The organism is Pyramidobacter sp. C12-8 (genome assembly GCF_002007215.1).
Lineage (GTDB): Bacteria > Synergistota > Synergistia > Synergistales > Dethiosulfovibrionaceae > Pyramidobacter.
In genome coordinates this window covers 1-11,643 of sequence record NZ_MUHX01000045.1, presented here as the reverse complement: position 1 = coordinate 11,643, position 11,643 = coordinate 1, and the positions used below count along the sequence as shown (strand labels likewise).

Annotated in this window: 11 protein-coding genes and 1 tRNA gene; 6 read left to right on the top strand and 6 right to left on the bottom strand. The window is 60.7% G+C overall.

All coding sequences use genetic code 11. From position 1 onward, the window contains the following. Positions 1 to 47 precede the first annotated feature (47 nt). From B0D78_RS11690 to B0D78_RS11675, 5 genes are all read right to left on the bottom strand, one after another. Positions 48 to 2,243 carry an AAA family ATPase gene (locus B0D78_RS11690; protein ID WP_078017122.1) on the bottom strand — a complete coding sequence of 732 codons (2,196 nt, stop codon included), beginning with the start codon at positions 2,241 to 2,243 and terminating at the stop codon, positions 48 to 50. Next, the gene (locus B0D78_RS11685) at positions 2,236 to 2,490 is read right to left on the bottom strand and encodes a helix-turn-helix domain-containing protein (protein WP_078017121.1); all 255 of its coding nucleotides are present in this window, start codon (positions 2,488 to 2,490) and stop codon (positions 2,236 to 2,238) included. The genes B0D78_RS11690 and B0D78_RS11685 overlap by 8 nt, the downstream gene beginning before the upstream one ends. Continuing rightward, complete coding sequence (locus tag B0D78_RS12625) at positions 2,487 to 3,080, bottom strand: hypothetical protein (protein ID WP_168170126.1); 594 nt, start codon at positions 3,078 to 3,080, stop codon at positions 2,487 to 2,489. The genes B0D78_RS11685 and B0D78_RS12625 overlap by 4 nt, the downstream gene beginning before the upstream one ends. Positions 3,081 to 3,270: 190 nt before the next feature. Further along, positions 3,271 to 3,489: a helix-turn-helix domain-containing protein gene (locus B0D78_RS11680; RefSeq protein ID WP_078017120.1), complete on the bottom strand. Its 219-nt coding sequence runs from the start codon at positions 3,487 to 3,489 to the stop codon at positions 3,271 to 3,273. 320 nt (positions 3,490 to 3,809) lie between these two features. Further along, positions 3,810 to 3,896: transfer RNA gene (locus tag B0D78_RS11675), tRNA-Leu, on the bottom strand. Positions 3,897 to 4,066: 170 nt separating this feature from the next. Here B0D78_RS11675 and B0D78_RS11670 point away from each other — a divergent pair. After that, positions 4,067 to 4,417, top strand: a complete 351-nt coding sequence (locus B0D78_RS11670; protein ID WP_233543560.1) for a heat-shock protein Hsp90 — start codon at positions 4,067 to 4,069, stop codon at positions 4,415 to 4,417. A gap of 143 nt (positions 4,418 to 4,560) precedes the next feature. Here B0D78_RS11670 and cysS read toward each other — a convergent pair whose 3' ends face one another. After that, a complete protein-coding gene (gene cysS / locus B0D78_RS11665) occupies positions 4,561 to 5,985 on the bottom strand; it encodes a cysteine--tRNA ligase (RefSeq protein WP_078017118.1) in 1,425 nt (474 codons plus the stop codon). A gap of 144 nt (positions 5,986 to 6,129) precedes the next feature. On the opposite strand from cysS, the gene B0D78_RS11660 reads away from it, so the two are divergent. The 5 genes from B0D78_RS11660 to serS all read left to right on the top strand — a co-directional run bounded on the left by B0D78_RS11660 (position 6,130) and on the right by serS (position 11,463). Continuing rightward, entirely contained in the window at positions 6,130 to 7,845 is a 1,716-nt protein-coding gene (locus B0D78_RS11660) for an excinuclease ABC subunit UvrC (protein WP_078017117.1), read from the top strand. Then, positions 7,842 to 8,936, top strand: a complete 1,095-nt coding sequence (ribD, locus tag B0D78_RS11655) for a bifunctional diaminohydroxyphosphoribosylaminopyrimidine deaminase/5-amino-6-(5-phosphoribosylamino)uracil reductase RibD (RefSeq protein WP_240496172.1) — start codon at positions 7,842 to 7,844, stop codon at positions 8,934 to 8,936. Before B0D78_RS11660 ends, ribD begins: the two co-directional genes overlap by 4 nt. After that, on the top strand, positions 8,909 to 9,562 hold the full coding sequence (locus B0D78_RS11650; protein WP_078017116.1) for a riboflavin synthase: 654 nt from the start codon (positions 8,909 to 8,911) through the stop codon (positions 9,560 to 9,562). The genes ribD and B0D78_RS11650 overlap by 28 nt, the downstream gene beginning before the upstream one ends. Positions 9,563 to 9,666: 104 nt before the next feature. Then, positions 9,667 to 10,143, top strand: a complete 477-nt coding sequence (gene ribH, locus B0D78_RS11645; RefSeq protein ID WP_078017115.1) for a 6,7-dimethyl-8-ribityllumazine synthase — start codon at positions 9,667 to 9,669, stop codon at positions 10,141 to 10,143. Positions 10,144 to 10,176: 33 nt separating this feature from the next. Next, positions 10,177 to 11,463, top strand: a complete 1,287-nt coding sequence (gene serS, locus B0D78_RS11640; protein ID WP_078017114.1) for a serine--tRNA ligase — start codon at positions 10,177 to 10,179, stop codon at positions 11,461 to 11,463. Positions 11,464 to 11,643: the final 180 nt, after the last annotated feature.

Below are 11,643 nucleotides of genomic sequence, written 5' to 3'. Positions count from 1 at the left end.
GATTCAGCTGGGCTGGTTGTCTTTTTCTAGTGTGGGGTTACGGGAATCTAGGTTTCAGGGGAAAGTTCTTCCTTCGCGGCTTCTTCAAACGCCTCCGTCAAGGGACGGGCGACCGGGAACCAATAGGAGCCGCGTCCACAGCGTTCCAGCTCGCGATTCTGTACGAGGCGTGACAAATGAATGCGGACTGAATTCTCCGACGGCTGTTTTATATTCTGCCCTGCGAAGGCTTTCTTCACTCCGGCGATAATCTCTTTCGTCGATGCCGGGGCGTCCTTGTCGTTAAGTGTTTGGAAGATGGCTCGCTCGATGGCGTTCACTTCCTGATCTTCTTTCTCGTGGACTTCCTCGGCCGTCATTCTGCGCCAGCCCGGAGCTGTCCAGACGAGCGGCGTGTCGTCGGCGCGAACGCGGCGTCCGGTTCTGGAAAGGACGGCCCGTGTTCCCTCGCCCTTCAGCCCGGTTTCGGGCGGCATCAGACGCACGACAGAATCGGCCGCGCCCGGCAGACCTTGAGTGCCGCTTCCGGCTTCGATGATCGACAGGCTCGACGAGTATTTTCTCTCGTGGTGGACGAGGACGAGGGCAATGCCCAGCCGGTCGGCAATGGCCTTTATAGCACGGGCGATCTTGTTCTCTTCCATGTAGGCGTTTTCCTTGCCGCTTGAAGGCGGCTTGACCTGCGCCCACATATCGACGACCACGAAGCGGAACTTGTTTTCGAGCACTAGATTCGCAAGGCGCGTCAGTCCACGCTGATCGAAAGCGGAAATGCGGCTCAGGATCATGAATTGATCCTCCGACACGCTGCCGCCAATCGCTTTCCAGCGTTTTCTGATCTCGATCTCGTCGTCTTCGAAGTCAATGTACAGAACTTTACTCTTCGTCGTCTTTAGCCCCATGAAGGGCGCGCCCTTGGCTATGGCGGCGCACGCCTGCAAACAGAGCCAGCTCTTGCCGCTCTTGGGCGGAGCTTCAAGGACGGTTAACCCCTGCGGGAACGTATTCTCGACGGCATAGTAGCGTTCGGGAACGAGGCCGCCCGTCAGAGTGCTCATGTCCGTCAGCGGTTCATCGTCATCGTTATATTCCTTGTTCAGATATTCCCCGACGAACTTCGCGGCATAGAGGCGATTTGCAAACATCTCCGCGGCCTTGTGTACGCCCTCGCAGCACATCACATCGTTCCAGTCGTCGTGGCACTCTTCCGGCTTATGAACCTTCAGCGCTTGAAGGGCGGCCTGTACGGCGTCCAGTCCTTGAGCGTCGCGGAAGCTGTCCAGCCCCGCCGACACTGCGGCGCCGTCGGAACTGGCCTTTTTCGGCGGACGGACTTCCAGAGCATCGGGGATCGGCTCACGCTTCCATGCCTTCAACTTTCTGCCGGTCTTGGGATCTTCCGCGCACTCGCCATTGACGACGGAAAGGAATGCCGCTTCTCCGGCGCTGTCAGCGTCGGTAGCAACGATGATCTTACTCTTGGGGAACCGCGCATGAAGCACCGCCGCCACGACGGGCACGTTGCCCGCCCCGAAGCAGCAGATCGCGCGCGCGGAATCGCCGACAAAGCGCTTTACGGTTGCCGCTGTAGCCATGCCCTCACAGAAGACGAGCGGAGCGTCTTTTTTGGAGCATGTTCCGGCTTCCCAGTACCCGGCTTCTTTAACGCCAAGGTCGCGCTTGCCCCATTTGCCGTCGGCCTTGAAACAATCGATCATTTCCACGCCGACGAGCTGATCCGTCTTCGCGTCTCTCACGGGAACCACCAGCTGCCCGCGGCGGGGGATTTTCTGGTACGGCTTCGGCACAGCGGGGCCGCTAAAGGAAAGCACCCGCAGATCAAGGCCCGCTGCATCGAGCTGCTTGGCCTTCAGATATTCATGAGTCGATACTCCTTCTTCAACGCTCATATCCCACACGGCACGGGCCGCCTCAACCCTTGCCTTGTTCTCGGCCTCTGCCTTGGCGTCCTGTTCTTTCCTCGAGGAAGAAGTTCCACCGCCCGCGTATTCCGGCGCGGGAACGCCCAAACGTGCAGCTAGCTCCGTCAGCGTGCCGCTCTCGTCGGTACCCAGATCGTGCCAGCAGCCTTTTTCAAGGTTGACCGTAAAGGAGGGGCTGCGGTCTTCCCGCAGCGGCGAGCACATGAGCAGCTCGTCGCTGCTGCTTCGCGTCAGCTTCTCGACTTGAGGCTCGACGCGCTTCTCGAACCATGCGGCGTTTATGTCTCGCTGGTTACTCATCGCCCGCCGCCTCCTTCCTCGCGCCGATCAGCATATACTTGGCCAGCTTCCAGTCCTCGTGTTTCACGGTCAGGATTGGCCAGCCCGCTTTCCGCAGTTCGCAGATTCGAGCGGCCAGCTCGTATACCTTGCCGCAGGAGAAGACGTGCTCGCGGTCGAACACTTCTCCCTGGAGCAGTGCGGCCAGCACGATCCGGCGCTGCGTGTTCTGCATCTTGATGTTTCCTCTGTCTTTCTGCGCCGTCATGCCGCCACCTCCGCCCGTTCAAAGGGTACAAAAAATCCAGCCACCGCCAGCGCGTCACTCCGCGCGGCAATGCCCGGTTCCTCGATACTTTTATTCTGTTGAGAGTCTACGACAACATTGACACGGGCCTCGTGGCCAGTGCCTACATGATGCGAATCAGATTGTCCGTCTCCATCACCATCGCCTGAACCGTCGCCTCCGCCGCCGGAGTCAGCTTCGGAATGGGAAAAGGTAGCCACGAAGGAAGAACGTGAACGGCGGGAACTTCTTCTTTCACGGCGGGCGCGAGGTGCCCTTGAGTAGTAGACGCGTTTACTTTTCTTCATGCTAAAGAGCCGGCGAAGTCTTAAAATTTCCCTGCTGCGATCCTCTTGCCTACGCTCAATATAGGATTCAATAGCGTCGTACACTTCATTCGCTATGATTTGCGACTGCCTGTCAGGATCGAAAAACTCACTGTCGCCGCCTGGCCACTCTACCCATCTGAAAGCCCCCTCAAGACATTCGCCGCGGAGCGCTTCTTTAAAGTATTCGCACATCTCGCTGATCAATTCTTCCACTGCCTGAGAATCACCGGTCTTTTCATACAAGGCAATTTGTCTCGATTCCAGACTGTCTATAGGATAGCTATAATAATCTGAACCTCCATTTGCTAGGTAAAAAGTTATGTTTATAGCTGGATATCCACGTCTTATGCTATAATCAGAGTACAAAGTGAATTCATCTCCAGTCTTACGACCGTTCCCGGAACCACGCCCGGCGAGCGGTCTTTTTTTATCCTCACGCCATCATACGCGGCGCGCCCTTGGCGTCGGCAAACATCTCGCGGGGAATGCTCAGGCACTTCGCTACGCCCTCAAGCTCCGCATCGTTAAGCTTCCTGTATTTATCACCCCTTTCAAAGTTTCGGTATCTTCCCGCATCGACTCCGGTCCGTGCCGCCAGGTCTTTCACTGACACGTCACGCCTCAGTCTCTCGAATCTGACCACTGTAAGCATTTCAGATCACCTCCTGTCTCTGTGTGTATTTTACACCATTCGTGCGGTTATCGCCAGCGTTAAAACGCTAGATATAAAGACGATCCACAAAATTGCCCCTTTATGGTAATATGAAAAATTACACAGGAAGGAGGACAAAAAAAGAGCCTTCCATGTAGCCGCATGGAAAGCTCTTAAGCCTCGCCTGCGCGAGGCCATTTCAGCGCCATGGTTCCCAATTCAACCTCGGGGGATTTACGCCTTTTTCAGGCAACCCTGTAAGCATGACGCCATTTTAATATACACAAGCGGCCCGTTGCAATAGGCGCGTTTGTTTCAATTGGTGCCTAAGGAGGGACTCGAACCCTCACGTGGTCGCCCACGGGGGATTTTGAGTCCCCTGCGTCTACCGATTCCGCCACTCAGGCATGGACACGACGATGAACGGTAGAATGATAACACGGACAGTCCGCTTCCGCAAGTTGTATTTTTTGTAAGAATGTTCAGCGAAGTCTCTCGGGCTGGGAAATATCCTGAACGCATCGTGATATAATAAAAACGGCAATTGAAGTTCTCATAACGAAAGGATGGGATGAGAATGGACAACAATGCGATGATCGCCAAAGTGAAAGAAGTTGTTGCGGCCGGAAGCTGCTGCGCCGAATTGAAGGCCGCGGGGCAGGAATGGCTCGACGCGGTCGGCACGCCGAAGCAGAAGGAAGCGGCGGAAAAGCTCGTGCAGGAACTGGAAGAGGACGTGCAGAGCATCGACGCGACGATGGACTTCCTGAAAAGTCAGGCCGCCGTCGATCTTTTGGGCGCGGAAACGGTCGCCCGGATGACGGAGCAGGGCAAGAAGGTCAAAGCGTCCGGCGGCAAGTATTGCTTCTGTCCGGCCTGCCAAGGCGGCGTGGAAATCCTTGCCCGCAAAGAAGAGCTTTTTGCGTAGGAGCCGTCCCCAAAGGCGGCAGTCGCGTTGAAGCGGAATCTGCCGTGAAATATTTACCGACTGCGAGTGTTCCACGGCGAACATTCTGAATGGAAAAGTCCCGATGATCACGTGACCATCGGGACTTTCCGTTATCGAACGGGCTAGATTTTTTTCTTCCACTTGGTGCCCTGCGGCGTGTCTTCGAGGATGACGCCCTGGGCGGCCAGCTCGTCGCGGATGGCGTCGGAACGTTTGAAATCCTTGGCCTTTCTGGCGGCGTTGCGCTCGGCGATCAGCGCCTCGATCCGGGCGGCTTCGCCGCCGCTTTCTTCCTTCTTTTCCTGCTCGATGCCGATGATACCCATGACGCCGTCGATGTCGCCGAAGAACTTTTCGGCGGCCGCCACGGCGGCGGGGTCGAGCTTTTCGTTGCCTTTCAGGTATTTGTTGACCTCGGTGACGGCCTCGAAGATCACGCCGATGGCGGCGGCGGTGTTGAAATCGTCGTCCATGGCGGCGATGAAGTCCTCGCGGAATGTATCCAGCGCGGCCGTAAGCGCGGCGCCGGCGGCGGATGTTTCGCCGAGGCGGCCGCCCTTGGCGAACTGCAGGTCGCTCCAGCAGTTGCGCAGGCGTTCTACGGCCGCGGCGGCCTGTTCGAGGCCTTCGGGGGCGAAGTTGATGGGCGAGCGGTAGTGGGCGCCGAGCATGAACATGCGGATGGCCAGCGGCGGGAACTTCTGACGCGCGGCGCGGGCGGTGAGGAAGTTGCCCAGCGACTTGGACATCTTTTCGGCGTTGATGAGGATGTATTCGTTGTGCAGCCAGTATTTGACGAACGGTTTGCCCGTGGCGGCCTCGCTCTGGGCGATCTCGTTCTCGTGGTGAGGGAAGACCAGGTCGATGCCGCCGGTGTGAATGTCGACGGTGTCGCCGAGCAGATCGGTGGACATGGCGCTGCACTCGATGTGCCAGCCCGGGCGGCCGAGACCCCAGGGGCTTTCCCAGGCGGGTTCGCCGGGCTTCTGCGGCTTCCAGAGCACGAAATCGAGCGGGCTGCGCTTGACGTCGTCCACTTCGATGCGCGCGCCCGACTGCAGGTCGTCGAGGTTCTGATGGCTGAGCTTGCCGTAGGCGGGGAAGCTTTTCACGTCGAAATACACGGTGCCGTCGACGACGTAGGCGTGGCCGTTGTCGATGACGCGCTGGATCAGTTTGATGATCTTGGGGATGTACTCGGTGGCGCGGGGGTAGAAGGAGGCGCGTTTGATGCCGAGCGCGTCGGCGTCTTCGTAATAATCGGTGATAGTCTTTTCGGCCAGCTGTTGTACGGTGACGCCGTCGCGGTTGGCGCGGGCGATCATCTTGTCGTCGATGTCGGTGAAGTTCTGCACGAAGGTGACTTCGTAGCCGCGGAACTCGAGATAACGGCGCAGCACGTCGAAGACGATGAAGGGGCGCGCGTTGCCGATGTGGAAATAGTCGTATACGGTGGGGCCGCAGCTGTAAAAAGTGACCTTTCCTTCGCGCAGCGGGACAAAAGGCTCCTTTTTACGCGTCAGATCGTTATAAAGCGCAAGTGCCATAAACAGTTCCTCCGTTCTGGTGTAAAATTATACCGATCCAGTCGCTCTATTATAGCCGAGAAAACGAGAAAAGGAACTCCGAAAAACGTCCATGGAATTCAGGGTTTCAAATCGAAGAATCATGACGAAGGGGGGGCGCGGCGAATGGATGAACGGGAACGCATGGGGAGGATCCGCGCCATTCTCAGGACTCTGCCGCTCAAGCCTGGCGTCTATCTGATGCACGACGAAACGGGCAGGGTGATCTACGTCGGCAAGGCGAAAAAGCTGAAGCGCCGCGTCTCGTCCTATTTCAACCATCGGGATTTCGCCATCCCGCGCCTGCGCAAGCTGGTGCAGACGGTGCAGGACATCAGCTTCATCCGCACGGAAACGGAGTCGGAGGCGTTTATCGTCGAGAGCCGCCTGATCAAGGCGATCCAGCCGTTCTTCAACGTGGAACTGAAAATGGGCTCGCGCTATCCGTTCATCGTCGTCACGGCCGAAAGGTTTCCGCGCGTGCTGGTCACCCACACGCGCCCGAAGGCGGGGCGCGTTTTCGGGCCCTACACCAGCGCCGGAGCGATGCGCAGCATGCTGAACCTGATCAAGAATTTTTTCCCGGCGCGGAACTGCTCGATGAATCTGGAAAAAGAAAAGCTGGCGCGCCCGTGTATAATGTACGATATCGGCAAGTGCCTCGGCCCCTGCGCGGGCAAGTGCACGGAAAAAGAGTACAACGAAACCGTCGACGACATCCTCATGCTGCTGAACGGGCAGACCGCCGATCTGGTGTCGCGCCTGCGGACGCGCATGGAGCGTTTGGCGAAGGAGATGCGCTTCGAAGAGGCGGCCAAGGCGCGCGACACGATCCGCGACCTGTGGAAGTTCTCGCGCCAGAAGCTCTCGGTGACGCTCACCGACGATCTCGACGAGGACACGTGGGCCGCGATGACGCGACTGCGCGACCTCTGCGGCCTGCCCGTGGTGCCGTGGCGCATCGACGGGTTCGACATCTCCCATTCGGCGGGACGCGAGACGTACGGCGTGGCCGTGGTCTTCGAGCAGGGTTATCCCAATCAGTCGCTGTACCGCCGTTACGCCATCAAGTCGGTGGACGGCATCGACGATTTCCGCTCCATGCGCGAGACGGTGCTGCGGCGTTACCGCGGCATGATCGAAAGCCAGCTGCCGCTGCCGCAGCTGATCCTCATCGACGGCGGCCCCGAGCAGCTGGCCTTCGCCCGTCAGGCGCTGGCCGAGGTGCCCGTGGCGATCCGCACGATCGCGCTGGCCAAACGCGACGAACTGATCTTCACCGAGCCGGACAAGCCGCCGCTGCGGCTCGACTGGAACGATCCGGCGCTGCGTCTTCTGCAGCGCGTGCGCGACGAGTCGCACCGCTTCGCCATCACCACGCACCGCCGCAAGCGCGTTTCGCGCCTCAGCCGTTCGGCGCTGGAGGACGTCCCCGGCATCGGCAAGCACAAGGCGGCGCTGCTGCTGTCGACGTTCGGCAGCGTGCAGCGTATCGCTTCGCTCTCCGCGGAAGAACTGCAAAAAGCGCCCGGCATCGGCCCCGTTCAGGCCGCGAAGATCCTCGATTTCCTGACCGAGGCCCCCGCGCCGGAAGCGCCGGCGCCCAAAAGGACGGTGGAGCTGGTGCGCGTGGAGCGCCCGATCGGGATCCCAGTGCCGGAGACGGCAAAATATCGTTGGGACAAGACCATCGACGTGCCTTACCGCGAAGCGCTGCCCGAGCGGCGCGATGTGCCGGAAGCTGCCGGCGCGCTGTCGGCGGCCGGTGAGGAAACGGAAGACGGCGGCGCGGTGCGCCGGACGTACAATCCCAAACGAAAGCGAGGCATCCATCGCGCATGAGACAGCAATGGACCGACGAACATCACATGCGCCAGGCCCTCGATCTGGCGCTGCGCGGCCTGGGAAAAACCACGCCCAACCCCATGGTCGGCTGTGTGATCGTCAAAGACGGCGCGGTAGTCGGCCGCGGCTGGCACGACCATCTCGGCGGGCTTCACGCCGAGGCGGCGGCCCTGCGCGACGCCGGAGACAAGGCGCGCGGCGCCACCGCCTATGTGACGCTGGAGCCGTGCAGCCATCAGGGCCGTCAGCCGCCCTGCGCTCCGGCGCTGGTGAGGGCCGGTATCGCACGTTGCGTGTGCGCTGTTGGCGACCCCAACCCGAAGGTCGGCGGCCGCGGCCTGAAAATTTTGAGCGACGCCGGCGTCGAAACCGTCTGCGGCGTGCTCCAAAAAGAAGCGGCCTGGTTGAACCGCGGCTTTTTGTCTTTGCAGACGCGCCGCCGTCCCTGGGTGACGCTCAAAGCGGCGCTGTCGTTGGACGGGAACATGGCCCTTTCCGACGGGACCAGCCAGTGGATCACCGGCGAAGCGGCGCGCGCCGAAAGTCACCGCCTGCGCGGCGAGAACGACGCGATCCTGATCGGCTCGGGAACGTTGAAGCGCGACGATCCGTCGCTGACCGTCCGCGCCGTGGAAGGTCCGTCGCCGCGGCCCGTGATCCTCTGTTCCGATCCCGCCGTCTTGGAGGGGAACTACAACGCCCTGCGCCGCGACGCGATCGTTTTCGTTCCCGAAGGAACGGCGATTCCGCCCGAACGGAGCGGACACGTTTACGCCGTTTCGTCGTCCGCGGCCCGTCCCGACCTGAAAGCCGCGCTGGAAAAACTGGCGGAGCTGGGGCTTGCCCGCGTGCTGGTGGAAGCGGGACCGACCATCTGTTCGGCCTTCATCGCCGCCGGGCTGGCCGACGAATATCAGCTTTTCGTGGCCCCCGTGTTCATGGGCGAGGGACGGAAAATCACGGCTTCTATTCGGCTGCGGCGCATGGACGACGCTATCCCCATGACGCTGCGCGGCGTCCGCACCGCGGGGCGCGACCTGTGGATCGAAGGGGGAAATCCATGTTCACTGGACTGGTTGAAGCAGTAGGGACGATCGTTTCCGTCTCCCGCCGCGGGGACGTGACCGTTTTCCGCGTCGGCTCTCCGTTCGCCGGCGAACTGAAACGCGGCGAATCGGTGGCCGTCAGCGGCGTCTGCACGACCGTGACCGAGTGCGACGGCGTTTCGTTCGCCGTGGAACTGACCGGCGAAACCATGAGCGTGTCGCGATTTTCTTTCGTCACCGCGGGCGAGCGCGTCAACCTCGAACGGGCGCTGCCGGCCGACGGACGTCTGGACGGCCATTTCGTGGCCGGGCATGTGGACGGCACCGCTCTGGTCATGTCGCTGCGCCGCGGCCGCCACGCGGCCGAGCTGTGGCTGAACCTGCCCCCGGAGCTGACGCGCTACGTCGTGCGCAAGGGCTCGCTCTGCGTCGACGGCGTCAGTCTGACCGTCGCGGCGGTGGAGGGCAACGCCTGTTCCGCGGCCGTGATCCCCGAGACGCTGGCGCGCACGACTCTCGGAACTCTGGCGGCCGGCAAGAGGGTGAACGTCGAGACCGACCTGATCGCCCGCTACGTGGAGAAACTGATGGGGCTGGAAGCGCCGCGCGGCTCTTCCGAAGCGTCGGGAACCCTGACGCGGGAAAAACTGGTGCAGATGGGCTGGTAATTTCACGGCGGAATTTTCGCTTCCCGGCTTGGATTGTGCCTGAAATGATGTAAAATCGACAGAACGGCTTTCGTTTTCTATAAAAGTTTTCAGGAGGAATGTCCATGAAAGTAGTTCAAGGGAATTTAGTCGCTCAGGGCGAGCGCTACGCCATCGTCGTCTCGCGCTTCAACGAGCTGATCTGCGGCAAGCTGGTGGAGGGAGCCAAGGACGCGCTCGTGCGCCACGGCGTGAAGATGAACGAGTTCGACGTTTACTGGGTGCCCGGGGCCTGGGAGCTGCCGCTGACCGTGAAGGAACTGGCCCTTTCCGGCCGTTACGACGCCGTGATCGCGCTCGGCGCGGTGATCCGCGGCGACACGCCCCACTTCGAGTTCGTCTCCGCCGAGATGTCGAAGGGACTGGCCGCGATCGGGCTGGATCAGCGCGTGCCCGTTGCCTTTGGCGTGCTGACCACCGAGAATCTGGAACAGGCCCTGCTCCGCGCCGGCAGCAAGGCCGGCAACAAGGGGGCCGAAGCCGCTCTGGCCGCGCTGGAAATGACGTCGCTGCTGAGACAGATCCGCGAAAACAAAGAATAGATTTCTTCCGACTGAGAAAGGAGTACCCCCGTCATGCTTGACATCCGTACGATTCGAGAAGAGACCGAGGCCGTCAAGGCCTATCTGAAAGCGAGAAACAACGACTTCGACGTCGACAAAGTGCTGGCGCTCGACGACGAACGCAAGAAACTGCTGGCGTCCGTCGAAGAAGTCAAGGCCCGGCGCAACGCCGGCTCCAAGGAAGTCGGCAGGATCAAGGCGGTCGGCGGCGACGCTGCCGCCGTCATGGAAGAGATGAAAAAACTGGGCGAGCAGGTCAAGGCCGACGACGCCCGCGTGGCTGAGATTGACGAAGAACTCCGCCAGCTCATGTTGCAGATCCCCAACCGTCCCGACGCCTCCGTGCCCGTCGGCAAGGACGAGACCGAAAACGTGGAAGTGCGCCGCTGGGGCACGCCGCGTCAGTTCGATTTCGAGCCCAAAGCGCATTGGGACGTGGCTGAAGTCTGCGGACTGCTCGATTTCGAGCGCGGACCCCGCATGGCCCAGAGCCGCTTCACCGTCTTCAAGGGACTGGGAGCGCGCCTCGAGCGCGCCATCATGAACTACATGCTCGACCTGCACGTCATGAAGCACGGCTATACCGAGTTCAACGTCCCCGTCATGGTCAACTCCGAGTCGATGCTCGGCACCGGGCAGCTGCCCAAGTTCGCCGAGGATCTCTACAAGGTGGACAAGGACGATCTGTGGATGATCCCCACCGCCGAAGTGCCGCTGACCAACATGCATCACGGCGAGATGCTCGGCGAAAGCGAACTGCCCAAATATTACACGGCCTACACGCCCTGCTTCCGCCGCGAATCCGGCAGCTACGGGCGCGACGTGCGCGGCATCATGCGCCTGCACCAGTTCGACAAGGTCGAGATGGTGAAGATCTGTACGCCCGAGAGCAGCTGGGACGAACTCGAAAAGCTTACCGCCGACGCCGAAGACGTTCTGCAGGGGCTCGGCCTGCCCTATCGCGTCATCGTGCTCTGCACCGGCGACATGGGCTTCGGTTCCGCCAAGACCTACGACGTGGAAGTCTGGCTGCCCAGCCAGAACTGCTACCGCGAGATCAGCTCGTGCAGCAACTGCGTCGACTTCCAGGCCCGCCGCATGAACACCCGCTACCGTCCCGCCGACGGCGGCAAGCCCCGCTACGTGCACACGCTGAACGGTTCCGGCCTGGCGATCGGGCGCACGCTCATCGCCGTGCTGGAAAACTGCCAGAACGCCGACGGCTCCATCGACCTGCCCGACGCGCTGGTCCCCTACATGGGCGGCGTCAAGCACATCGATCCGCTCGGCAAAAAGTAAACGCTCGTCCGCCACGCAAAAAATCGGTACGGTTCAGAGAAAAGGACGGTTCGGCGCGCCATGGCCGGCCGTCCTTTTTCGTTGCGGAACTTTTCGTCGACCGCGAATTCTCGAATGAATCCCAAATTCCCGTAACCCCACACTAGAAAAAGACAACCAGCCCAGCTGAATCCCGCTAAG

Coding starts and splice junctions, on each gene's coding strand:
- B0D78_RS11690 (WP_078017122.1), bottom strand. CDS start 2,243: ATGAGTAACCAGCGAGACATAAACGCCGCATGGTTCGAGAAGCGCGTC.
- ribD (WP_240496172.1), top strand. CDS start 7,842: ATGAGACAGCAATGGACCGACGAACATCACATGCGCCAGGCCCTCGAT.
- ribH (WP_078017115.1), top strand. CDS start 9,667: ATGAAAGTAGTTCAAGGGAATTTAGTCGCTCAGGGCGAGCGCTACGCC.
- serS (WP_078017114.1), top strand. CDS start 10,177: ATGCTTGACATCCGTACGATTCGAGAAGAGACCGAGGCCGTCAAGGCC.
- B0D78_RS11685 (WP_078017121.1), bottom strand. CDS start 2,490: ATGACGGCGCAGAAAGACAGAGGAAACATCAAGATGCAGAACACGCAG.
- B0D78_RS11660 (WP_078017117.1), top strand. CDS start 6,130: ATGGATGAACGGGAACGCATGGGGAGGATCCGCGCCATTCTCAGGACT.
- cysS (WP_078017118.1), bottom strand. CDS start 5,985: ATGGCACTTGCGCTTTATAACGATCTGACGCGTAAAAAGGAGCCTTTT.
- B0D78_RS11670 (WP_233543560.1), top strand. CDS start 4,067: ATGGACAACAATGCGATGATCGCCAAAGTGAAAGAAGTTGTTGCGGCC.
- B0D78_RS11680 (WP_078017120.1), bottom strand. CDS start 3,489: ATGCTTACAGTGGTCAGATTCGAGAGACTGAGGCGTGACGTGTCAGTG.
- B0D78_RS11650 (WP_078017116.1), top strand. CDS start 8,909: ATGTTCACTGGACTGGTTGAAGCAGTAGGGACGATCGTTTCCGTCTCC.